Source organism: Haloarcula salinisoli (genome assembly GCF_019599405.1).
Taxonomy (GTDB): domain Archaea; phylum Halobacteriota; class Halobacteria; order Halobacteriales; family Haloarculaceae; genus Haloarcula; species Haloarcula salinisoli.
Genome location: NZ_RKLQ01000001.1, coordinates 1,322,694 through 1,345,662 on the forward strand (window position 1 = coordinate 1,322,694; position 22,969 = coordinate 1,345,662).

At 63.1% G+C, this 22,969-nt stretch carries 24 protein-coding genes; 14 read left to right on the forward strand and 10 right to left on the reverse strand.

Features of this window, described 5'->3' with window-relative positions:
* The first annotated feature begins 138 nt into the window (after positions 1-138).
* The 9 genes from EGD98_RS06885 (at position 139) to EGD98_RS06925 (ending at position 10,461) form a co-directional block, all read left to right on the forward strand.
* Positions 139-1,068, forward strand: coding sequence for a hypothetical protein (locus tag EGD98_RS06885; protein WP_220587602.1), 930 nt, complete (start codon positions 139-141; stop codon positions 1,066-1,068).
* Between the two features lie 80 nt (positions 1,069-1,148).
* On the forward strand, positions 1,149-1,967 hold the full coding sequence (locus EGD98_RS06890; RefSeq protein WP_220587603.1) for a cytochrome c oxidase subunit 3: 819 nt from the start codon (positions 1,149-1,151) through the stop codon (positions 1,965-1,967).
* Positions 1,968-2,091: 124 nt separating this feature from the next.
* Complete coding sequence (locus EGD98_RS06895) at positions 2,092-2,886, forward strand: hypothetical protein (RefSeq protein WP_220587604.1); 795 nt, start codon at positions 2,092-2,094, stop codon at positions 2,884-2,886.
* Positions 2,883-3,416: a PH domain-containing protein gene (locus EGD98_RS06900; RefSeq protein WP_220587605.1), complete on the forward strand. Its 534-nt coding sequence runs from the start codon at positions 2,883-2,885 to the stop codon at positions 3,414-3,416. Before EGD98_RS06895 ends, EGD98_RS06900 begins: the two co-directional genes overlap by 4 nt.
* Positions 3,417-3,503: 87 nt before the next feature.
* Positions 3,504-4,676, forward strand: coding sequence for an outer membrane protein assembly factor BamB family protein (locus EGD98_RS06905; protein WP_220587606.1), 1,173 nt, complete (start codon positions 3,504-3,506; stop codon positions 4,674-4,676).
* A 324-nt stretch (positions 4,677-5,000) separates the two neighbouring features.
* Positions 5,001-6,257, forward strand: coding sequence for an outer membrane protein assembly factor BamB family protein (locus EGD98_RS06910; RefSeq protein ID WP_220587607.1), 1,257 nt, complete (start codon positions 5,001-5,003; stop codon positions 6,255-6,257).
* Between the two features lie 119 nt (positions 6,258-6,376).
* On the forward strand, positions 6,377-7,654 hold the full coding sequence (locus tag EGD98_RS06915) for an outer membrane protein assembly factor BamB family protein (RefSeq protein WP_220587608.1): 1,278 nt from the start codon (positions 6,377-6,379) through the stop codon (positions 7,652-7,654).
* Between the two features lie 117 nt (positions 7,655-7,771).
* The gene (locus tag EGD98_RS06920) at positions 7,772-9,022 is read left to right on the forward strand and encodes an outer membrane protein assembly factor BamB family protein (RefSeq protein WP_220587609.1); all 1,251 of its coding nucleotides are present in this window, start codon (positions 7,772-7,774) and stop codon (positions 9,020-9,022) included.
* A gap of 218 nt (positions 9,023-9,240) precedes the next feature.
* Positions 9,241-10,461, forward strand: a complete 1,221-nt coding sequence (locus EGD98_RS06925; RefSeq protein WP_220587610.1) for an outer membrane protein assembly factor BamB family protein — start codon at positions 9,241-9,243, stop codon at positions 10,459-10,461.
* Positions 10,462-10,519: 58 nt separating this feature from the next.
* On the opposite strand, the gene EGD98_RS06930 is transcribed toward EGD98_RS06925, so the two are convergent.
* Together EGD98_RS06930 and EGD98_RS06935 are read right to left on the reverse strand one after the other, a co-directional pair.
* Positions 10,520-11,032 carry a DUF7979 domain-containing protein gene (locus tag EGD98_RS06930; protein ID WP_220587611.1) on the reverse strand — a complete coding sequence of 171 codons (513 nt, stop codon included), beginning with the start codon at positions 11,030-11,032 and terminating at the stop codon, positions 10,520-10,522.
* Position 11,033: 1 nt separating this feature from the next.
* The gene (locus EGD98_RS06935; RefSeq protein WP_220587612.1) at positions 11,034-13,301 is read right to left on the reverse strand and encodes a DUF6789 family protein; all 2,268 of its coding nucleotides are present in this window, start codon (positions 13,299-13,301) and stop codon (positions 11,034-11,036) included.
* A 172-nt stretch (positions 13,302-13,473) separates the two neighbouring features.
* Between EGD98_RS06935 and coxB the strand changes: the two genes are divergently transcribed.
* The 3 genes from coxB (at position 13,474) to EGD98_RS06950 (ending at position 15,502) form a co-directional block, all read left to right on the forward strand.
* Positions 13,474-14,271 (forward strand): cytochrome c oxidase subunit II, encoded by a 798-nt coding sequence (gene coxB / locus EGD98_RS06940; RefSeq protein WP_220587613.1) that lies wholly within the window; start codon positions 13,474-13,476, stop codon positions 14,269-14,271.
* Positions 14,272-14,341: 70 nt separating this feature from the next.
* On the forward strand, positions 14,342-14,899 hold the full coding sequence (locus EGD98_RS06945) for a DUF420 domain-containing protein (protein WP_220587614.1): 558 nt from the start codon (positions 14,342-14,344) through the stop codon (positions 14,897-14,899).
* A 45-nt stretch (positions 14,900-14,944) separates the two neighbouring features.
* Entirely contained in the window at positions 14,945-15,502 is a 558-nt protein-coding gene (locus tag EGD98_RS06950) for a DUF420 domain-containing protein (RefSeq protein ID WP_220587615.1), read from the forward strand.
* 10 nt (positions 15,503-15,512) lie between these two features.
* Here the strand turns inward: EGD98_RS06950 and EGD98_RS06955 are convergent, their stop codons facing one another.
* From EGD98_RS06955 to EGD98_RS06980, 6 genes are all read right to left on the reverse strand, one after another.
* Complete coding sequence (locus tag EGD98_RS06955) at positions 15,513-16,217, reverse strand: DUF2270 domain-containing protein (RefSeq protein WP_220587616.1); 705 nt, start codon at positions 16,215-16,217, stop codon at positions 15,513-15,515.
* Between the two features lie 137 nt (positions 16,218-16,354).
* Positions 16,355-17,797, reverse strand: a complete 1,443-nt coding sequence (gene purF, locus EGD98_RS06960) for an amidophosphoribosyltransferase (protein WP_220587617.1) — start codon at positions 17,795-17,797, stop codon at positions 16,355-16,357.
* A 9-nt stretch (positions 17,798-17,806) separates the two neighbouring features.
* Positions 17,807-17,980 carry a 50S ribosomal protein L37e gene (locus tag EGD98_RS06965; RefSeq protein WP_220587618.1) on the reverse strand — a complete coding sequence of 58 codons (174 nt, stop codon included), beginning with the start codon at positions 17,978-17,980 and terminating at the stop codon, positions 17,807-17,809.
* Positions 17,977-18,159 carry an LSM domain-containing protein gene (locus EGD98_RS06970; RefSeq protein WP_220587619.1) on the reverse strand — a complete coding sequence of 61 codons (183 nt, stop codon included), beginning with the start codon at positions 18,157-18,159 and terminating at the stop codon, positions 17,977-17,979. The genes EGD98_RS06965 and EGD98_RS06970 overlap by 4 nt, the downstream gene beginning before the upstream one ends.
* Before the next feature lie 78 nt (positions 18,160-18,237).
* Positions 18,238-19,392, reverse strand: a complete 1,155-nt coding sequence (locus EGD98_RS06975; protein WP_220587620.1) for an AI-2E family transporter — start codon at positions 19,390-19,392, stop codon at positions 18,238-18,240.
* A 127-nt stretch (positions 19,393-19,519) separates the two neighbouring features.
* A complete protein-coding gene (locus EGD98_RS06980; protein WP_220587621.1) occupies positions 19,520-20,578 on the reverse strand; it encodes a M20/M25/M40 family metallo-hydrolase in 1,059 nt (352 codons plus the stop codon).
* 159 nt (positions 20,579-20,737) lie between these two features.
* Between EGD98_RS06980 and EGD98_RS06985 the strand changes: the two genes are divergently transcribed.
* The gene (locus EGD98_RS06985) at positions 20,738-20,998 is read left to right on the forward strand and encodes a hypothetical protein (protein WP_220587622.1); all 261 of its coding nucleotides are present in this window, start codon (positions 20,738-20,740) and stop codon (positions 20,996-20,998) included.
* Positions 20,999-21,041: 43 nt separating this feature from the next.
* On the forward strand, positions 21,042-21,992 hold the full coding sequence (locus tag EGD98_RS06990; RefSeq protein ID WP_220587623.1) for a zinc-dependent metalloprotease: 951 nt from the start codon (positions 21,042-21,044) through the stop codon (positions 21,990-21,992).
* Positions 21,993-22,001: 9 nt separating this feature from the next.
* On the opposite strand, the gene EGD98_RS06995 is transcribed toward EGD98_RS06990, so the two are convergent.
* A complete protein-coding gene (locus EGD98_RS06995) occupies positions 22,002-22,370 on the reverse strand; it encodes a hypothetical protein (RefSeq protein WP_236039236.1) in 369 nt (122 codons plus the stop codon).
* Complete coding sequence (locus EGD98_RS07000; RefSeq protein WP_220587624.1) at positions 22,342-22,887, reverse strand: hypothetical protein; 546 nt, start codon at positions 22,885-22,887, stop codon at positions 22,342-22,344. The genes EGD98_RS06995 and EGD98_RS07000 overlap by 29 nt, the downstream gene beginning before the upstream one ends.
* Positions 22,888-22,969 lie beyond the last annotated feature (82 nt).

Here is a 22,969-nt window from a genome sequence, read left to right on the forward strand (position 1 = left end):
GTCTGGTAACGAACGTTCGAGAGCCCTACGGCGCATATAATACGATTCAGGAACGGACTGACCGGTAGCACGTATCGCACATCGGACGCTATCTTTCGCTGCAGAAAGACTTTATAAACATAGTAGAAACGTCGAAATATGGACCGGAGAGAATACGTCGCCGCGACGGTGGGACTTCTGACTGCGGGTTCCGCCGGCTGTCTCCGCCTTTCGTCAGCGGACACCGGAACACCGAGCGCTAACCGGACAGCAGCGGCGGCGACCCAGACACAGACGGGGACCGCACCCGATAGAGGGGACGAAGAGACGAACGCCCGAGCCGATACGGTTCCCGAGTGGGCTGGCTGGATTCCGGCCAGCGGACTCCAAAACAGCGGCAGATCGCTGTTCAGTATCGACGTGGAGACGGCCGCGGCGTCGTTCCCTTCGGAGGACATCGAACGGTACGAGATAACCGACACCAGCACACGGTACGGCGGTGAGACGGAGGTCACCCGGGAGGTCTTCGTAGAGAACAGCTGGGGGAACAAAGGGGCATACGTGTACTTCGGGTCGTTCACCGAGGAAGCCGTGTTATCCTACTGGAACAAGCGGTCGCCGGACTCGGAGTACCGGGGATTCGCGATTATCTCAGACAAGATCGGTATCAGCGAGAACGTCGTCATCAATAACAAAGCCTACGACTGTCTCGACGCCAAGTACGGCGATACGGCGGCGCTCGGGAGCCGTGAGTCCGGCTGGGAGCGGGTCCTGGCTGCGGCGGCCGGCAGCACTATCATCGAGGCACAGGCAGGCGACCTGTTCGAACTGCGGGAATCGACACTGCAGAGTGACGTGCAGTTGAGCGCACGGACTATCGACCCAATCAGTACGGAGACCGCGAGCGTCCAGTGCTATCTCCTGTTCGACTCGGCGTCGACGGCGTCGTCAGTGGTGCAGGACGAACAGCAACCGTTGGTGGCTGATATCACCGACAACGGCGAGACGCTGGTCTCGCTCGAACAGCAGGGCCCGATGGTCGTCGGGACCTTCGAGAGTCCGGAGTTCTACTACGGGTATCCCTGGTGACGACGCGTATTTCGAGCCACCGAGATTGCAGCCACGCCAGCAAGCCAGTTATTTAACGACAGCGTCCCCAGCTACTGGTAATGTCCGGTTGGCTGAACACCGCTGGCGGTCACGCCGAAGAAGACCACGACGGAGAGCACCACGAACACCGGAGTCGGTGGCCACTCATCGCAGCCATCGGCGCGGGAATGCTGTATCTCGGAGCCGGATTCTTCTTCGTCGGCCCCGACCTCGTCCCCGTATTGATTCCCGCCGGGCTCGCCGGCGTCGGAATGGTGGGGATGCTCGCTGGCCTCTTTGGCTGGGCCTACGAGGCCTTTCTCGCCCCGGCAGCCGGTCACGGCACCGGTGGGGCCGACCTCTATACGACGACGATGATACTCTTTCTGGCCTCCGACCTGTCGACGTTCTCGGCGGGCTTTATCTACTACGCGTTCGTCCGGGCCGGCGCCTGGGAGGCGAGTCACGGGCTGCTCACGCCACTCGTGTTCATCAACACCGCCCTGCTGGTCGCCAGCAGCTTCACTATCCACTATGGCCACCACGCGCTCGAAGCGGGTGACCGCAAGAAGTTCCTCGGCTTGCTCGGTGCGACGCTGGTACTCGGCGTCGTCTTCCTCGGTGGGCAGGTCTACGAGTACTACGAGCTGCTCGTCGTCGAAGGGTTCTCGCTGACGAGTGGCGTCCTCGGCAGCGCGTTCTACGGTCTGACTGGGCTACACGGCCTCCACGTCGCGCTGGGCGTCCTGCTCATCGCCATCGCCTTCGGCCGGTCGCTTCGTGGCGAGTACGGCCCCGGTAACGACACCGCCATCAGGACGACGTCGCTGTACTGGCACTTCGTCGACGTGGTGTGGATCTTCCTCGTCGTCGTCCTCTACGTCGGCGCGTCTATCTGAGCGCGGCGCGGAAAACGGTTCTCGACGCGCTACCAGACGTTGGTTGCCACATCCAGCGTTCTCGGCTTATAATTAATCATGCTTCAATCAGTAATTATAAGATTGTAGTCGTTGGATTTAGGGTATGACAAATATCCGACGCGGGTCCCTCGTCGGGAGCGTCTTCGACGCGGTTTTCAGACCGTCCGAGTTCGTCTCGGTCCGCGAGGAGTCAGAGTTTCGCGACCGGTCGACGCTGGCGCTTCGGCTGGCCGGACTCACAGGGTTCTACCTCTGGAACGTGTTCCTGTACGCGACCCCGCTGACACTTGCTGGTATCGGATTCACTTCGACTGCGGCCGCGCCGGAGTGGTTTGCCGGCCTCACTGCTGGGGTGGTCCAGACCCCTGACACGCTCTGGCGGTTGCTCGTCGGCCTCGTACAGAACTCCGCGTTCCTGACCATCGCGACCGGGGTCGTGCTCGTCTCCTATCACGGCTCAGTCGCCCTGGTCACCGGGCCGGGCGGGGTGTTGAAGAGCTTCCACACGGTCGTTTACACCACGGGCGCCTACCTGGCTGCCCTCTTTACCGGGGTGATGTATCTCAGTACGACGCCGGGGCTCGGCGCGGCTGCATCGCTAGTGTTGAACCTCCAGAAGAAGGGGTTCTATCTGGTCATCGACTGGCTCGGCGCCGACGTGGGGCTCCCGGGCGGGCGGCCCGACGCCGTCGTCGTCGGAACGATATCGCCGACGGGGCAAGCGATACTGGCCCTGCTGGGCGTGGCAGCTGTCTACTTCCTGTACTCGCTGTACCTCGGTGCCCGAATCAATCACGAGATGTCACGGTCCCAGGCCACCGCTGTGCTGACGGCAGTCGCGGCGGCCCCGGTCATCTACATCGTCGGGACGGTGCTGTACTCCACGGTGATACTATGACCACACAGGTCCACCGCGTGAACGGTGACGCTGAGGCGGCTGAGGAGGATGACGAGGCAACCGAGGAGTCAGACCAGTGGGCGCTGCACCGCGTCCACCCCAGCACCAAGCCGGTCGCGATTCGTTTCGTCGCGTATCTGGTCGCTGGCATCGCGGCTGTGCTCGTCTTCTTGGACAACCCCGAGCTGCTCGGAAGCCGGGACGTGACCAATATCGGACTGCTCATCACGCAAGTGCTTGTGGTGATAGCGCTCGTGCGCCAGGTGGTCAAGTTTGTCCGGCTGCGTCACACCGAGTACATCGTCACGGAGGGGATGGTGACGATAGCCTACCAGCTGCTCGGGCGGTCGGAGACGCGCCAGGTCCCCTTCGAGCGCGTCCGCAGCCACGAGCTGCGGCAGGGTCGCATCGAGAGCCAACTCGACCTGGGCACCATCACGCTCAACCAGGGCCTCGGTGGCATCGCACTCGCCAACGTCCCGAAGCCGTTCGACGTCTACGAGAGCATCCGGGAACAGACGGAACTGTAGTCCCTGGGCTGGGGCGGTTCGTCGCACAGAAAAATTTGCGGTCTCATAGACGCTGGTTTTATTATACGCCCAGAGTGAGTCGAAAATATGGACCGGCGTAGCTTGCTCGCCACGACAGCCGGGTTCCTGACAGCGTCATCGGCCGGGTGTCTCCGCCTCTCGAACCAGGAGACAGCGACAGTCACGCCGTCGGAAGCGGGGACTGACACCGAGACGGAATCCGACGGGGAAAAGTCGGGCCCCAGTCCGGGCTCACCGATGTTCCAGTACGACGCTGCGAACACGGGGACGAACACGGATGAAACCGGACCGCAATCCTCCGTCGAGGTAGAGTGGTCGTACGGGGAATCCACTAGCATGCTTTCGCCGCCGGCAGTCGTCGATGGGACCGTCTACGCCGCGGACGGCGCAGAGGTGTTCGCGGCGTCGGCCGACGACGGCAACAAGCAATGGAGCTTCGATACAGAGAGTACTGTATTTTCGTCACCGGCAGTGGTCGATGGCACCGTCTACTTCGGGAGTTACGATTTCAGCCTGTACGCGGTGTCGGCTGCGGATGGCACGGAGCAATGGTCGTCCGATATTTCCGTGAGTTCGTCGCCCGCAGTGGTCGATAACACCGTCTACGTCGTGAGTGGCGAGGGTAACGTGTACGCGGTATCTGCGGGGGCCGGCTCCGAGCAATGGTCGTACGAGACAGGGGTTGCGACTTCGTCGCCCGCAGTGGTCGATAACACCGTCTACGTCGGCTTTGCCGACGGCACCGTATCCGCGTTATCGGCGGCCGACGGTACCGAGCAATGGTCCTTCCAGACTGGAAATCCGGTGCATTCGTCGCCGGCGGTGGTGGATGGTACGGTCTACGTCGGAAGTAACGACCACCATGTGTACGCGATATCGGCGGCGGATGGCATCGGGCAATGGTCGTACAAGACCGGGGATGCCTGGCGGTCGGATGTGAGTGCGTCGCCGGCAGTGGCCGATGGCACTGTCTATATCGGGAGTGACACCGGCAGTGTGTACGCTTTGTCGGCCGAGGACGGTACCGAGCAATGGACCTTCGAAACTGGAGATTTGGTACAGTCGTCGCCAGTAGTGGTCGACGGGACCGTCTACGTCGGGAGCGACGACAACAATCTGTACGCGTTGTCGGCTGCTGACGGCTCCGAGCAATGGTCGTATGATACTGGGAGCCGAGTCGACACGTCGCCGGTAGTGGTCGATGACACCATCTTCTTCAGCGGCGGCGCCCTGTCGTAACAGTAGCCGGTCCACTGCTGTCCCGGAGTCAGTGGGGTAGCGACTGGTTGCAGTCCGCACACCGATCGAGTATCGGGCGGCGACCATGCCGAAGGTGATTGTGAACACGCTGATAGCTGCGGTTCGAGGGCGGCAGGTCAGGTATCTGTCGGGATTACTGAGGCGTCGGAAGCTCGTATCGTTGGTGAGCGGCCGTTCGAGATGAACCGTCACATCCGCGATCAGACGAAACTGTGAGAGCCTTTTCAGAGGAGTAAAATGACCGTCTGCGCCGCTCTATTTCGTTCCCAAATTTCTTATTACAATAGTGAATCTAGAAAATTTATGGACCGGAGGAGCCTTCTCGCCGCGACAGGCGGGCTACTGACTGCGTCATCGGCCGGGTGTCTCCGCCTCTCGGAGCAAGAAACCGGGGCAGCCACGCCGTCGGAAAACGGAACTGACACCGAAACGGAATCGGTCGAGGAACAGGAGACACCGACCGAGGAAGAGACCGACCCGGACGAAGAAATATCGGGCGATATTTCCGGGGCACCGATGTTCCGGTACGACGCTGCGAACACGGGGACGAGCCCGGACGAAACTGGCCCCAAAAACGCCGTCGAGGAACAGTGGTCCGCCAACTCTCTGGGCCAAGTGTATTCGTCACCGGCAGTGGTCGATAATACCGTCTATATCGGGAGCAGTGACGGCAGTGTCTACGCGTTTGCTGCGGCAGACGGCTCCGAGCAATGGTCATATGAGACTGGCGACCACGTAGTTTCGTCGCCGGCAGGGGTCGATGGCACCGTCTACGTCGGGAGTGAGGACAACACCGTGTACGCGCTGTCGGCCGACGATGGCGCCGAACAATGGTCGTACGGGGCTGCGGGAATCGTGAACTCATCGCCAGCAGTGGTCGATGGCACCGTCTACGTCGGAAGTCACGACGCGAATGTGTACGCGCTGTCGGCCGACGACGGCACCAAGCAATGGTCGTACGAAACTGGGGGTTCCGTGGCTTCGTCGCCGGCAGTGGTCGATGACACCGTCTACGTCGGGAGTAGCGACGGCAGTATGTACGCGCTCTCGACCGACGACGGCACCGAGCAATGGTCGTACGAGACTGGGGATGGTGTTGGGTCGGCGCCGGCAGTAGTTGACGGCACCGTTTACTTCGGGAGTTACAGGGCCCGCAGCGATAGCGGCGGTGGTGCTGTGTACGCGTTGTCGGCTGCGGATGGTACAGAGCTGTGGTCGTACCAGACGGAGGGATATGTAGGTTCGTCGCCGGCAGTGGTCGGTAACACCGTCTACGTCGGGAGTTACGACCGTTCTGTGTACGCCCTGGCGACCGACGACGGTACCATGCAATGGTCGTACGATACTAACGATGCCGTGGCTTCGTCGCCGGCAGTGGTCGATGGCACCGTCTATATCGGGAGTCAGGATGGCAACGTGTATGCGCTGTCGGCTGCGGATGGCACCGAACAGTGGTCGCACGGGGCTGGGGGCAACGTATTTTCGTCGCCAGCAGTAGTCGATGGCATCGTCTACGTCGGGACTTCCGACGGCACTGTGTTCGCGTTGTCGGAACAGTAGCCCGACCTGCTACGTCGCGAGTTCAGACGGAGTCCATTCTGACTGGCGTCGCCTGAAAGTCTGCGGGCGTTTGTGGTGTAGTGGGAACTCTTATTGCAACAGTATTGGAGTGTTAATTTATGGACCGGAGAGCGTTCCTCGCCACGACGACCGGGTTACTGACCGCGTCATCGGCCGGGTGTCTCCGCCTCTCGGAGCAAGAAACCGGGGCAGCCACGCCGTCGGAAAACGGAACTGACAACGGGACGGATTCGGGCGAGGAAACGACGACACCGACAGAAGTTGAGACGACCGAGGAAGAGCCGGAATCGGAGGAAGAAAAATCGAGCGACATTTCCGGGGCACCGATGTTCCAGTACGACGCTGCGAACACGGGGACGAGCCCGGATGAAAGTGGCCCGAAAAACGCCGTCGAGGAACAGTGGTCCGCCAACTCTCTGGGTCCGGTGAATTCGTCACCGGCAGTGGTCGACGGCACCGTCTACGTCGGGAGTAATGACAACAGTGTCTACGCGTTCTCCGCCGCAGACGGCTCCGAGCAGTGGTCATATGAGACTGGGGGTGAGGTGTACTCGTCGCCGGCGGTAGTCGATGGTACCGTCTACGTTGGGAGTGGCGACGGCGCTGTGTACGCGCTGTCGGCCGACGATGGCGCCAAACAGTGGTCGTACGAGACTGGGGCACAGGTGAACTCGCCCCCGACAGTGGTCGATGGCACCGTCTATATCGGGAGTCATGATTACAACGTGTACGCGTTGGCGGCCGAGGACGGCACCGAGAAATGGTCGTACGAGACTGGGGGTTCCGTGTCTTCGTCGCCGGCAGTGGTCGATGGCACCGTCTACGTCACTAGTGCCGATACCACTGTGTACGCGTTATCTGCCGCGGGCGGTATCGAGGAATGGTCGTATGACACTGGTGGTGATATCGGCGAGGGGTCATCGCCGACAGTGGTCGACGGCACCGTCTACGTCGGTCGTTCCGGGAACGGCAGCGATAGCGACGGTGGTCCTGTGTACGCGTTATCAGCTGCAGATGGCACAGAACAATGGTCCTTTGAGACTGGAGATTCAGTGGCATCGACGCCGGCAGTGGCTGATGGCACCGTCTACGTCGGGAGCAACGACAACACTGTGTACGCGCTGTCGGCTGCCGACGGGACCGAACAATGGGCATTCGAGACTGAGGACCTTGTGATTTCGTCGCCGGCAGTGGTTGATGGCATCGTCTACGTCGGGAGCCGGGACAATACTGTGTACGCGCTGTCGGCCGACGACGGGACCGAACAGTGGTCGTACGGGACTGGGGGGTTCGTATTCTCCTCGCCGGCAGTCGTCGACGGCATCGTCTACGTCGGGGATTTCGACGGCAATTTGTTCGCGTTGTCGGAACAGTAACCCGGCGTTACTTCGCGGGTACAGACGGAGCCCATCCTGACTGGCATCGCCTGGAAGTCTGCGGGCGTTTGTTGTGTAGACGGAACTCTTAATGCAACAGTTGTCAAATCCTAATTTATGAACCGGCGTAGCTTCCTCGCCACGACGGCCGGGTTCCTGACAGCGTCATCGGCCGGCTGTCTCCGGCTCTCGGAGCAGGAATCCGGGACAGCTACGCCGTCGGAAGAGGGGACTGTCACCGGGACGGAATCGGTCGAGGGAACGACGACACCGACCGAGGAAGAGTCGGATACAGACGAGGAGGGCCCAGGCGACATTTCAGGCGCACCGATGTTCAAGTACGACGCTGCGAACACGGGGACGAGCACGGGTGAAACTGGCCCGAAAAACGCCGTCGAGGAACAGTGGTCGTATGAGATCGGAGAAAGGTTGTATCGACCGCCTGCCGTGGTCGATGGTACCCTCTACTTCGGAACTGCCGACGCCAATGTGTACGCCTTCTCGGCGATGGACGGTAACGTGGAATGGTCACACGACCCTACGGATTATTCCGATTTGATAGTTTCGACGCCTGCAGTGGTCGATGGGACCGTCTACGTCGGAACCGACGCCGGTACCATGTACGCACTGTCGGCCAACGCCGGCACCGAGCGATGGAAATATCATGCTGGTGGCTTGTTGCGTTCGCCGCCGACAGTGGTCGATGGCACGGTCTACTTCGGGACGGTAGACGACGGTGTGTACGCGTTAGCGGCCGACGACGGTGCCGAACAGTGGACGTACGAAGTAGGTCTGTCCGTGTATTCGTCGCTGGCCGTAGTGAACGACACCGTCTACATCGGCAGCTATGCCGCGGTATCGGCCGAGGACGGTACCGAGGTATGGTCCGGCAACTCCGATGTCACGCAACCGCCGACACCGGCAGTGGTCGATGGCACCGTCTACGTCACGCGTACCTACGTGGTAGACGGTGATTTCGTCGGTAGAGTGTACGCGGTGTCGGCAGACGACGGCACCGAACGATGGTCACATCAAAAAGAGAAGGACATACCGAGGTCTCCAGCAGTAGCCGACGACACTGTCTACGTTGGCTGTAACGACCACCACGTGTATGCATTGTCGACGGCCGACGGCACCGAGCAATGGGCATACGACACCGGGGCAAAAGTGGACAGTACGCCAGCAGTGGTTGATGGCACCGTCTACGTGGGGAACGACGAAGGGACGCTGTACGCACTGTCGACCGACGACGGCACCGAGCAGTGGTCGTATCAAACGGGTTCGCCACTGTCCTCGCCAGTAGTGGTCGATGGCATGGTCTACGTCGGGACTGAAGACGGCACCGTGCACGCGCTGTCGGAACAGTAAGCCGACGTCCCGTCGAAGAGCCTGAACCGACTCGCCGGCAGTGAGAACCGGATTTCCCGCAGTACTCCACGTTCGCCCGCTCTTCCAGATCGACGTCTGGGACAGCATCCGGAAACAGGTTGAACTGTAAACCCCTCGGCAATGGCTGTTCGTCGCACCGAGAAATTTTCGCTCTCAAACGCGCTGTTTTTAATGTGATTACAGAGTGATTCGAAATTATGGACCGGCGAAGTTTGCTCGCCACGACGGCCGGGTTACTGACCGCATCATCGGCCGGGTGTCTCCGCCTCTCGAACCAGAAGAGGGCGACAGCCACGCCGTCAGAGGCTGGGACTGAGGGTGAGACGACACCGGACGGGGAAGAGACGGAGCAGGACGAGGAAATTTCGGGCGACATCTCGGGGGCACCGATGTTCCAGTACGACGCTGCGAACACGGGGACGAGCAAGGACGAAACTGGCCCGCAAACGCCCGTCGGTGAACTGTGGTCCTTCGAGACCGGGGGTTCGGTGGAAGCGCCGCCGGCAGTGGTCGACGGGACAGTTTACGTCGGAAGTCACGACGCGAATGTGTACGCGTTGAGAGCCGACGACGGCACTGTGCAATGGTCATCCGACGCATGGGAGGATGTGCGTTCGTCCCCGGCAGTGGTCGACGGGACCGTCTACGTCGGGGAAGCCACCGTGTTCGCGTTGTCGGCGGCCGACGGCTCCCAGCAATGGGAGTATAGCACGGAGGGTAACACGACGTCGTCGCCGGCAGTGGGTGACGGAACCGTGTACGTGGTAACTCACGCCGGGAACGTGTACGCGCTGTCGGCGGCAGACGGCACCGAACAATGGATATCTCAGACAGGAGCTTCTGTCACGTCATCGCCGGGAGTGGTTGACGGTACCGTCTACGTCGGTGGTGGGGACGTTTTCGCGTTGTCGGCGGCCGACGGCACCCAGCAATGGAAGCACAGCACGGGGGGGTACGTGAACTCGTCGCCGGCAGTCGTTGATGACACCGTTTACGTCGGGGACCAGTCCGACAATGCTGTGTACGCGTTGTCTGTGGCGGACGGTAGTGAGCGATGGACATCCCGGATTGGAGCTTCTGTGTCATCATCGCCAGCAGTGGTCGATGACACCGTCTACGTCGGGGGCACTGTCTACGTCGGGGACAACGAGGACACTGTGTACGCGTTGTCGGCGGCAGACGGCACCGAAAAATGGTCCTACCAGACTGAGAGTGGCGTGAATTCGTCGCCGACAGTGGTCGATGGTACCGTCTACGTCGGGGATGACCACGGTACTGTGTACGCGTTGTCTGCTACGGACGGTACCGAGATATGGTCACATCGAGCGGGTGGGCGCCTGGCCTCACCTGTGGTGGTAGATGGTGTCGTCTACGTCGGGAGTTACGGTGACACTGTGTACGCGCTGTCGGAACAGTAGCCCGGTCACGACGTATATCCACCGCTACCGTCCGTAGACTACGAGAACGGACGTCGAGTCACTCCACGTTCGCCCGCTCTTCTAGTTCGACGAGCTTCCGGTAGATGGGCGGGCTGAGGATGCCGATGACGCCGAAGATGATGGCGAAGACGCCAAGCGGGAATTGCAGTTCCGGCGCGACAAAGCAGGGGTTCTCCGCGACGACGGTGGCGTAGTGCTCCTCGCCCTCGTAGACGATGATGGAGCCGTTCCGAATGGTGTCACCGTTGGGGAAGTCACCGGTGACGCGGGCTTCCCCGATCGGGTCGGCCAGCGCCTCGTCGAAGGCCGTCTGTTCGGCCTCGGAAAGGTTCTCGTAGTAGAGCGTCGGGAGCGTTCGGGGTCGTGATTCGTTGAACCGCTCGGTGGTCTCTTCGGGGCCCTCGACTGCTACGGTTGGTGAGTCACAGGTGGTGATGTCCTCCTGGATGATGGCGTAGCCGCCGGGGACCGCGGCGCCGATGCCGACGGCTACGACCAGGACGCCCACGAACGGCGCGATGTACGTAAAGAGGATCGACTCGTCGCTCATCTCAGGCCCCCATGTCGGTCCGTCGGGACCGCAGGAACTGGAAGGTCACTGCCAGACCGAGCCCGTAGGCCCAGTGGGCGACGAAGACGAAGGTCAGGTAGCCGACGAAGGCCAGCCCCTGCTGGTCCGTGTAGAACGCGACCGAGAACCCGGTCGCGACCAGCGTCGCGAACACCAGCCCCGTCTCGAACATCCGACGCCCGGGCAGGAACTCCTGGAAGGAGAGGAACAGAAGGGGCCAGATGATGGTCCCGCCGGCGAGGAACAGCGCGGCGCCGATTATCGCACTCGTTCCCAGCCCGACCAGCTCGGATATCTCGGCGAAGGAAGCGGGGTCTAACACACCGATGACGATGGCGGTCCCGATGCCGCCCGTCATCAGGAAGGTTCCGATAAAGCCCGCGACAGCGGCCATCGAGGCGTTCCGGTAGACGTTCTGGGCGACGCTGCCGACGCCGCCGAGCAGCCCCATCGGCTCCAGTTCCGGTGCGTACGAGCGGCGGGTGGTCTCGGGCTGGGCCGGCTCCATGTCGTACTTCTCGACCATCCGCTCCTCGAACCACTGCCACTCGCGGGTGAACTGGTTCGTCGCCTTCAGGTTCCACGGGTCGGTGGACTGGACCACGTCGCCGCGCCAGTACGAGACAAGCATATTGTAGAGCCACATCACGGCCGAGAGGCCGATAACGTAGGAGCCGACGGTAGCCATCTGCTGTGCGAGCTGGTATTCGGGCGGGTAGATGGCCTGCCGGCGCGGCAGCCCCATCCCGCCGATGACCAGCAGAATCATGAACGTGACGAAGGCCCCGACGATGAGCAGCCCCGACTGGAACTTCGCCAGCCGTCGGTCGTACCATCGGCCCGTCAGAATCGGGTACCAGTAGTACGACGAGGCGATCATCAGCATCGGGATGATGCCGACGACGATGAGGTGGAAGTGGCCCACCACGTAGTACGTGCCGTGATACAGGATGTCGATGGGGATGACCGCGAGGAAGACGCCGGTGACGCCGCCGATGATGAAGGTCCCGATACCGCCCGCACAGAGGATAAACGGCGCCGAGAGTTTGATGTCCCCGTCCCACATCGTCGTGAGCCAGTTGAACACCTTGATGGCGCTCGGGACGGCGATAGCGATCGAGATGGCCATGAAGGAGGCCTTCAGTCGCGGGTCGACACCGGAGGTGAACATGTGGTGGGCCCAGACGCCAAAGGACATCACGGCAAGCCCCAGCGTCGAGTAGACGATGAACTGGTAGCCAAACAGTTTCCGGCCGACGAACTTCGGCAGGATGAGACTCATCAGCCCCGTCGCCGGCAGGAAGAGGATGTACACCTCGGGGTGGCCCCAGAACCAGAACAGGTGTTGCCAGAGCACCGGCCCGCCACCCTCCGTCGCGAAGAACGTCGTTCCGAGGTTCCGGTCGAGCAGGAGCATCACGAGCGCACTCCCCAGCAGCGGGAAGGCAAACAGCGCGATGGAGCTGGTGACCAGCATATTCCACGAGAAGATGTCGAGGTTGCCCCAGGTCACGCCGTCTGCCCGCTCGTAGATGACCGTCGCGATGAAGTTGATGGCGCCCACGGTCGTCGCGATACCACTCAGGTGCAAGCCGAGCAACAGAAGGTCAATCTGGGGGTTGGGCTGGACCACTGAGAGGGGCGCGTACAGCGTCCATCCGACGCTGACCTCACGGAGCGAGAGGAAGAACATTATCTGATCGTCGGGCAGGAAGATACTGAGGACCTGCCCGCCGATCTGGACGATGAGCCCGAAGCGGGCCATCAACAGCGCGGGCGGGAGCAGCCAGAAGCCGATGGCGTTGACCCGCGGGAACGCCATGTCGTCGGCCCCGATGAGCAGCGGGAGGAAGTAGTTCCCGATGCCGAAGAAGACGGGCAGGACGAAGAAGATGAGCATCGTCAGCCCGTGGGTGGTAAACAGGGCGTTGTACGTCTCGGGCGTCCAGATGTCCGCTGGCGGCGTCAGCAGTTCGGTGCGGAGCATCATCGCGTCCATCCCGCCCCAGAGGGCCGCGATAGTGCCGAAGGCGATGTAGAGGATGCCGATTTCGCGGTGGTTCGTCGTCGTCAGCCAGCGCAGCGCCTCGTCCTGGAGGCGGCCGAGTTCGAACTGGAGCTCCTCGCGAGTGAGGTAGCCACCGTCACTGGCCGGCCGGGCCTTGTACCGCGCCCGGAACCAGATAGTGAGGATACTCAGGGCGAGGACGGCGAGTGCCGACCCTTCGATGACGGCCCGGTTCATCATCGGTGAGTCGTCGTCAGAGCCGCAGTAGTTAGCGTTTCGGTCGGTGAAAGCATTACTCGATTCTCACGGAGCCACCGACATAAAACTACGCGACGACGGTCGGTATGTGGCGGGCTGACAGCCGGGCGCAACTGGCCAAGCTATTTGATACCCCCGCCGTAAGTTGTCTCCAATGCGTCTCAGTCGCGCCCTGTCCTGGCTCTGCGTTCTCACCCTCGGTGTGGTGGTGTTCAGCACGCCCGCGGCCGCCCAGTCGGTAAACCGGGCGGCCATCGACGAGCTCAACGAACAGCTACTCTACGTCGCGCTGCCGCTGACGCTGTTCGTGGAACTGATGCTCGTCTACGCCATCTATCGGTTCCACAACAACGACGACCCCAGACCGACCGTCGACGACCCGGCGCTGGAGGTCACCTGGACCGCAGCGACCGGCGCTATCCTCGTGTTCGTCGGCGTCTCTGGCTTTTTCGTGCTGGCGAACCCCTACATCTCGCCGGCCGCGGCCGGTGCCACCGACGGCGGGGACATGAGCGACGACATGGAAGTCGACGTGCTGACCTACCAGTGGGGGTACGAGTTTAGCTACCCCGATTCGAACGTGACCACGAGCGAGACGCTCTACCTGCCGAACAACACCGACGTCACGTTCCGGCTGCGGTCGAGTGACGTGATACACTCGTTTTACATACCGGATTTTGGCGTCAAACAGGACATATTCCCAGGTCAGGAGACGGTCGCACGGACCCAGGCCACTGAGACCGGTACTTACCGGCTCTACTGTGCGGAACTGTGTGGTTCGGGCCACGCGCGGATGCAGGCCGACGTCGTCGTCTTGAACCAGTCTGCGTACGATTCCTGGCTCGACGACCAGCGCGAGTCCGAGGCAGGGAACACGACGACCACACCCACCGCGGGGACGGCGACCGACAGCGGGAACGCCACCGCCGCCTCGGTCGCTCGACCGGCCTGAACCCGGTACTCTCTGTGTGGGGTCCTCTCCCACACAATTGATTTTACTGAGCCGGGCGGAGTATTTTAATATGCAGCAGGCGCGCCACCACGTGCCCCAGCTCACCGGGGCCCTGACAGCGGTCTCGTTCGCTATCGTGCTGGTCGTGATAGCGGGGGCCGTACCGTCGACGCTGTTCCCGCGCGCCCCGACGGCGGTTATGGCTGTGATACCCCACGCTATCGCCACCGTCAGCGCTGTCGCCATCGGGACGATTCTCGGGGGGCTCCGGGCCATACGGGCGGGCAATATCGACCGCCACCGGACGCTGATGGTGGTCAGCTTTCTGCTGTTCGGGCTCTTCCTGACCGTCGACTTCTACCGGCTGGCGGTCGTCGGTCCCACGGCCTTTGCGGGCCCAGCGGTCGTCGAGACCTATCTCTATCTCCCGCTGCTGGTCAGCCATGCGGTGGTCGCGTTGCTTACCTTCCCCGCAGTGTACTACGCGCTCCTCGTCGGCGTGACGACCCCCCGTGGGGCACTGCCAGCGACCGGCCACGCCAGGGCGGGCCGGGTGGCGGCGGCGTGCTGGCTCCTGACGTTTGGCTCCGGGCTCGTCATCTACGCGATGTTGCACCTCCTGTGGTAGGCGGAGTTCACAACCCACATTATCCGGTATCGCTAACCGACAGCTATGTTCGACGTACGCGAGCAGGTCCCCGCACTCACCGGCGTCTTGACGGTCGTCTCGCTGGCACTTGTCTTCGGTGCGGTCGGCGGGGCCATCCCGAGCGCACTGCTGCCCCGCGTCCCGGATTCGGTCCTCGGAGCCATTCCGACGGTCAATGCCGTCATCAGCGCCGCCGCCATCGGGACCATCGTCGCCGGTATCCGGGCGATTCGTCGCGGTGACGTCGAGCGCCACCGCCGACTGATGGTCGCCACCTTCGGCCTGTTCGTGGCGTTTCTCGTCCTGTACCTCTATCGTGTCACCTTGCTGGGCCCGACGGACTTTGCCGGGCCGGCCGTCGTCGAGACGTACGTCTACTTCCCGCTGCTGGCCATCCACATCCTGCTCGCTATCGTCGCCATCCCCGCAGTCTACTACACCCTCTTGCTGGCTGCGAGCTACCCTGTCTCGGAGCTCTCGCGGACAAACCACCCGCGTGCGGGAAAGGTGGCGGCGACGCTGTGGCTGATTTCGTTCTCACTGGGCATCGTCGTCTACCTCATGCTATATCTGATCTGGTGAGTGAGACGCGTCAGCGCTTCCACTTCCCGGATACGTCACCGTGGTACTCGCCACGCGCCTCGCGCTCCTGTGGCCAGAACGTGATGGCAGTCACCACGAGAAAGAAGACCGCGACAGTGACGAGGACGAGCTCACCGGCGAGGCCCGGAATCGAAGCGGTCTCGACCCACGACTGCTCGGGCGTGTACAGCGAGATTCGGAACGCCCACGCGACGCCCAGAAGGACGTACAGCGGGTAGTAGACCTTTCGGAGCCGTCGGGAGAGTGCCTCCCAGTAGGACACTTTAAATGTCGGCGTCCGGAGGTCGGCTGCGAGTTCCCGTCGCCACTCCGCCATGGGTGCCGCATCGGGGTCCAGTGAGTTCGCGAAGAGGTTCTCCTCCAGGACGCGGATACGGGCCCGACTCGCGTCGAAGGCCCGATAGCGCCGGACGTCGAAAAAGAGGAACAGCGTGACACCCAGTATTCCGATGAGCAGGAGATACGCGGCGACGTCGCCGCCCTGAAACGCCAGCGCGAGAACGGCAGTGACGAGGACGATGGCCCAATCGATGGTCAGGTCGAGCCGCGACAGGAGGCTCCCACTCGTCGATACTTCCCCCCGGTAGTAGTGTGGCATCACAGAGAGGAACTCCTCGGCGTCCGTGGCGGCCGTCTGGCCGACTTCTCGAGCCTCCTGGTCGGTCGCGTCGAACTCGGTGTCGTCGTCGGTCACGGTCGGCCCTCTCTGGCGGTTCGGTCGGTCTGTCGTACGTGCATACACGTTAAATGTATGACAGGACAGAAACCACTGTCGGATGCTGCGACCGCTGGTGGTTCGTGGCGGCGAAAATACGGGAGTGAAACCCCGATCTAGTCGTCCGCGGGCTTCGGTTGCCCGCTGATATCGGGGCGGACGACGTCGCGGTCGGTCTCCTCGCCCTCGATGTCGTAGGGGTACTCCCCTGTGACACAGCCCAGACAGAGGTCGGCCTTGCTGGCCTCCAGCGTCTCGGCGATGGCGTCGATAGAGAGATAGGACAGTGAGTCGGCACCTATCTCTTCGCAAATCTCGTCAACGGACTGGTCGCCCGCGATGAGCTCGTCCCGGGAAGCCATGTCGATACCCATGTAACAGGGGGCGATAATCGGCGGGGCGCCGATGCGGACGTTGACTTCCTCGGCGCCGGCGTCTTTGAGCAGCTGGACGAGCTGGTTCGAGGTAGTCCCACGGACGATGGAGTCGTCGATGATGGTGACTTTCTTCCCCTCGATGGTCGATTTGATGGGGTTGAGCTTCAGACGGACGGCGCGTTCGCGCTCGTCCTGGGTCGGCATGATGAACGTGCGGCCGACATAGCGGTTTTTCATCAGGCCCTCTGCGAACTCGATGTCCGACCCGTCGTCCTGGGCGGCCTCGGCGTAGCCCGAGGCGAAGGCGCGCCCGGAGTCGGGCACCGGGAGGACGACGTCGGACTCGACGCCCGATTCCTCCCAGAGCTTGCGGCCCAGTTCGCGTCGCACCTCGTAGACCAGACTCCCGTCGATGGTGGAGTCCGGTCGCGCGAAGTAGACGTGTTCGAAGAAACAGTGGGCCGTGTTCTCCTGCTCGATGAGCTGGTAGGTGTCGTAGCCGGTGCCGTCGTCGTGGAGGACGACGAGTTCACCGGGGCGAACGTCCCGAATCAGCTCCCCGTCGAGCGTGTCGATAGCGGCCGATTCGGAGGTGAGCACGTAGCCGTCCTCGAGTTCGCCGATGACCAGCGGGCGGTTGCCCTGCGGGTCGCGGACGCCCATCACGGTCTCGTCGTGCATGATGGTCAGCGAGTACGAGCCGTGGATGCGCTCCATCGTCCGCTTGACCGCGCGGACGAGGTCCTCCTCCAGCAGGTTGCGGGCGAGGTCGTGGGCGATGACCTCGGTGTCACCGTCGCTCGTGAAGGCGTGGCCGAGGTCGGCCAGCTCGTCGCCGATTTCCTCGGCGTTGACGAGGTTCCCGTTGTGCGAGAGGCCCAGCGAGCCGGATTTGAACGAGACGGAGAAGGGCTGGGCACAGCAGGCGTTGACGCTGCCCGCCGTGGGGTAGCGGACGTGGCCGATGCCGTTCGAGCCGTTCAGCGACTCGAGGTCGCCTGGTTCGAAGGCGTCGCCGACCAGTCCCATCTCGACGTGGCTGTGCTGCTGGAAGCCGTCGTGGGTGACGATACCGGCGGACTCCTGGCCGCGGTGCTGGAGGGCGTACAGAGAGTAGTAGAGGGGCCGGGCGGCGTCTCGGTCTTCGAGTGCAATACCAACAACGCCGCACTTCTCGTGCATGGTGATGAGTTATTCGCCGGCTTTCGACTGCCACTCGTAGTCACGTCGTTTCGCCGATTTACCGAAGCCACACGACGAACAGACTTTCTTTTTTGTGTGATACGATTTGTTGCCACACCGTCGACATTTCGTATGTGTCGTGGTGTTCTTCTTGCCCTGGCTCGGGGTTCCTGCACCAGTCATGGGTTGATGGACACGACGTTATCGCCGCGTATAATCGTTGTGTCTTCGTCTTCAATTACGAGATTCATGTGCTGGTCGTAGCCAGTCAGCGTGCCCTCGAATATCTCGCCGCCCTTTAGCTGTACAGTGACGGCCTCGCCGAGCGACGCTTCGAGCACGTCCAGCGGTCGTCCACTCATGTTCGGTTGGCATCGTGACTGGCGCTTAAACGTACCGCTTGTCGGGCGGGAATTGGTCAAACACCGAACATCCGACTGTTAGGCGGGGTCGCTGTCGACACCGTCGTCGGCGTCGTCGTGTTCGGCGCTCCCCTCGGATTCCGCGCGTTTCTCCAGGTCCCGTGCTGTCGGCGCCGGTATGGCTTCGACGCCGTCGCCGTCGATTAACACTGGGAGGACCAGCCGTGCGAAGTGGTAGATGACCACGAGCAAGAGCGGGCCCAGGAAGAGCCCGTACCAGCCAAACAGCAGCGGTCCGATGATGTACGCGATCATGACCAGTCCCACGTGGAGGTTCCGTCCCGAGACGTACGGTCGGAGGACGAGGTCCGGGATGAAGTCCACGAAGACGACGGTCGCGGCGACGAAGACCGTCGGGAACCACAGCGGATTCCCCATCAGGACGGCCCGCGCGAACAGGCCGATGGCGAGGGGCACGTAGACGAGTTTCATCCCGACAACGGGGATCAGACTCGCGGCGCCCGCCAGCACGGCTATCAACGCGGGATAGGGAATCGGTTCGGCGGGCGCGAAGACGTTCAAAACCGTGTAGACGAACGCGGCCACGACGGCGATGGCGATGGCGTTGAGGATGTTGCCGAAGAAGACGCTGCTGAGGTCCTCGTCTACCTCCCGCAGATAGACCGTCAGGAACTCCTGCTGGTCGTCGAACGTCTCCCTGACCCATCGGCCGAGACGGTCGTCGTCACGGAGCAAGTAGAAGGCGACGGCGAGCGCGATGAAAACGTTGATGAGCGCGGTACCGACGATGGGGATATACCCCAGCGCCCCCTCGGCGACCAGCTGACCGGCGTTGAGAAGGTCCGGGTTCTGCAGCAACGTGGCCGGGTCTTGGACCACCTCCGAGACGTTCACGTACGGTTCTACCTGGTCGGTCAGTGGCCCCAGGTCCACGGTCCGCTGGAGCCGTGCCAGTTCCTGGGTCGCGATGGCGAGGGTGTAGGCCATCAGCAGGACGACTGGGACCGCGAGTACGAGGAGCGCTGTCGCCGCCGCGATGGACGGCCTGAACTGCGGCCTGAACCGGCGGTAGGCCGGCCGGGCCACGTAGTACAGGAAGAGGCCGAGCACGAACGTTCCGATGTAAGTGAGCACGACCCACCCGGTGATGGCTCCGAGGGCGAGCGCGACCATCCACCACGCGAGGCGGCTCCTGGAGTCTGGCCACTCCATGCTACGAAACAGGGCCCCGTCCCAGCAGAATCCGTCGCACAATCCGCCGACAGCGAGCGGCGAGCATGCATGACCCGTCGGGCCCCACGCCGTTGGTTATAACTCCGCTACCGGTGGTAAGGTCGACTTACACGTCGACTTCGAATGGGGCGTGCTCGTCGGCGCGGACGGCAAACCCCGCAAGCAGGTCCGCCATGGCGTCCAGATCTGCCTCGTCGATGACCTCGACGGGCGTGTGCATGTACCGATTCGGGAGCCCGACGTTGACCGACGGGATGCCGCCTCGGGAGGTGTAGAAGGCGTCGGCGTCGGTGCCGGTCCGGATGCCGGTCGCCTGCAGCTGCACGTCGATGTCGGCCTCCTCGCCGGTCGCCCGCAGCGCCTCGACGACGACAGGATGGTTGGTGCTGCCCCGTGAGACGACCGGGCCCTCCCCGAGTTCGACGCCGGTCGAGCGTTTGCCCGGCGAGTCCGGCGAGTCCGTCGCGTGGGTCACGTCCGCGGCGATAGCGACGTCGGGGTCCAGGTCGAAGCCGACCATCTTCGCCCCCTGGAGCCCGACCTCCTCCTGGACCGTCGAGACGGCGTGGACGGTCGCCTCGACGTCCTGCTCGGCCGCGCGTCGCAGCCCCTCGGCGGCCGCCCAGATGCCGATGCGGTTGTCCATCCCGCGGGCCGAGAGCCGCCCGTTCTCGAGTTCAGTAATCGTCTGCTGGAACGTGATGGGGTCGCCGCGGTCGACCAGCTCGGCGAGCTCGTCGCCGTCGGTCGCACCCACGTCGACGTGCTGTTCGGCGACGTCTGGAACGCCATCGTCGTCGGCCTCACGCAGGTGGATAGCCGTCTGGCCGACCACGCCGTCAACGGGGCCGTCGGCGGTGTGAATCGTGACGTGTTGGCCTCGCGAGACGGTCTTGTCCGAGCCACCGATGCGGCCCATGCGCACGTGGCCGTCGTCGGTCAGGTCGCGGACGATGAAGCCGATCTCGTCCCCGTGGCCAGCCAGTGCGACCTCGGTGTCGCCCCCCGAGAGCGTCGCGACGGCGTTGCCGTAGTCGTCCGTTCGAACCTCGTCGGCGAACTCGCTCACGTAGTCGACCCACACCCGCTGGCTGTTTGCCTCGTAGCCCGACGGGCCGGGCGTCGAGAGCAGGTCTTCCAGTAGCTGCCGTCGTCGTTCGTCCATACCCCGCTTTGGCCACCCCCGGTCATGAATATCCGGGTATCGTAACAATTGAAACGGTTCACACACCGACCGCACGACTGCAGTGCGGTCGGGTGTGTTTTGATTTTTCAATGGCTACGATAGCACAACCACTAAGAGTCAAGCGCCCGATGTGTCAGTATGGTTGACATTACGATATTCGAACTGCACCTCGACGGCTCGGAGTTCACGGCCAACGCCCCCGGTGTCGGGGGCAGCGACGACGCAGAAGCAGACGAGAGTGACTCCGGCGGCGCCCCGCTGGGCCTGTTCGCGGTCCTGGCACTGGTCGGGCTCGTGGTCGCGGCCGTGGCCGCGAAGAAGCTGGGCGGCGACGACGAGGGGACCGGTATCGAGGTCGGCGGCGACGACGAGACGACCGGTATCGAGGCGGAAGCGTAAGCGCCAGGAGAAGGCATATCACGCCCCGAACCGTTTACCGTGTATGGGATTATATCACAGTGTCCGCGCCGTCGCCGGAGCGACGGGTGACGGACCGATAGACTGGAATGCGGTCGCCGAGGCCGCCAAGGAGTCGACGGAGCCCGGCGACCTCACGCTCTCGGACGCCGAGACAGAGGGGTTCACCACGGACGTCCGCGACGCGCGCGACCGGGTCCGTGAGGTCGGCGAACTCGACTTCGACCTGCCGGCGACCGTCGAGATTCAGAACCGCCACCACTGGATCGACGCCAACGTCGCGACCTTCGAGCGCGTGATGGCGCCCATCGAACAGCAGGCCGAGTACATCCCGGGCGTCGCCCGGGTCGTCAACACCGGCTCGATGGCCTTTGCGCTCTCGTTCCTCGGGAACAACGTCCTTGGCCAGTACGACCCGCTCTTGCTCGCGGACAACGACGACCACGCGCTGTACTTCGTCCGGCCGAACATCCAGCGCGTCGCCGGTCAGCTCGGCGTCGAGGGCGACCGCTTTCGCCGCTGGATCGCGTTCCACGAGGTGACCCACGCCGCCGAGTTCGGTGCCGCGCCGTGGCTCTCGGAGCACATGGAGGAGACGATGGAGGAGACAATCGAGAAACTCTCCAGCGGTGAGCTGGACCGGGACTCGCTGGGCGAACTCGACACCACGATGACCGCCGTCGAGGGGTACGCCGAGCTGCTCATGGACCGCGCCTTCGACGACGAGTACGACGACCTCCGCCGGAAGGTCGACGAGCGGCGGAAAGGCCGTGGTCCGGTCGCCCAGCTCGTCCGACGGTTCCTCGGTCTCGGTATGAAACGCCAGCAGTACGAACGCGGCAAGGCCTTCTTCGACGAGGTCGCCGATATGCGGGGCGTCGCCGCCGCGGGTCGGGTCTGGGACTCGCCGGAGACGTTGCCGACCGACGACGAGATAGAGACGCCCCGTATGTGGGTCGAGCGCGTGCTGGACTGACGGCTCTCGTTATCGCTGGCCGTTCCGGTCGGTCGCTCGCTCTTCTCGCTGTGCCGACTGTTCCTCACGGCGCTCTTGTAACTTCTTGCCGGGTTTCGGACCGCGTTCCCGGTCGTCCTCGTATGGCGTCTCAGCGATGCTGTCGGGGAAGGTAAACTCCGCGAGGGCGCCGCCGACGAGCGTCGCGGCGACGCCGACACCCAGCGCGACCAGCGGGCCACTGGACCCCCAGAGTGCCACCAGCGTCATCGAGACGCCGACGAGCAGCGCGAAGCCGACCTTCAGCCGGACGAGGAACTTCTCGCGGTCCGCCTTCGTTATCGATGGGCCGACCATCAGCGGGCACCCATCAGTAGAATCCCCGCTCGACGTCTTCATCGATGACGTCCTCGAACTCCGCCTCCAGCAGCTGTTGGGCCTCCTCGAAGGTGTCGGTCAGCTCGTCCATCCGGTCGGGGCGGTCGTACTGGTCGTACTCCATGGGGCCGTAGGCGGGCGAGTCCATGGCGTCGAGCATATCCTCGATAAGCGCTCGCGGCGTCGTCGGCGCGTCGGCGTGGGTTTCCAGCACCGTCTCGAGGTTCTTGGCCTTCTCCTTCGCGTCGTCCTCGTCTTCCGGCCCCCGTTGCACCCCGAAGACGCCGGTGCCCTCGTCTGGAAACAGCGGGTCGATGTCGTCGTCTATCTTCCGGGCGACCTGGGACCCGACGCCCTGGACCGACATCGGGTTCTTCGCGTAGGTCTTCAGCTGGTACACCCCCGCGGAGGGGTGGCCGATGTACATGTCCTCGCCGATACCCCCCGCGCGGTCGCCCCCGACGGCACGCCACCCGCCGGGGTCAGCGTTGCTGTCCATCACGTCTTCGATGATGTCCTGCCAGTCGCGGACGCGCATACGCCGGCCTTGGGTCCCGGCCAGAATGAAGCCATCGGTCAGCAGATGCCGGGGATTGATTACGGTGCCGTTGCCAGTGATA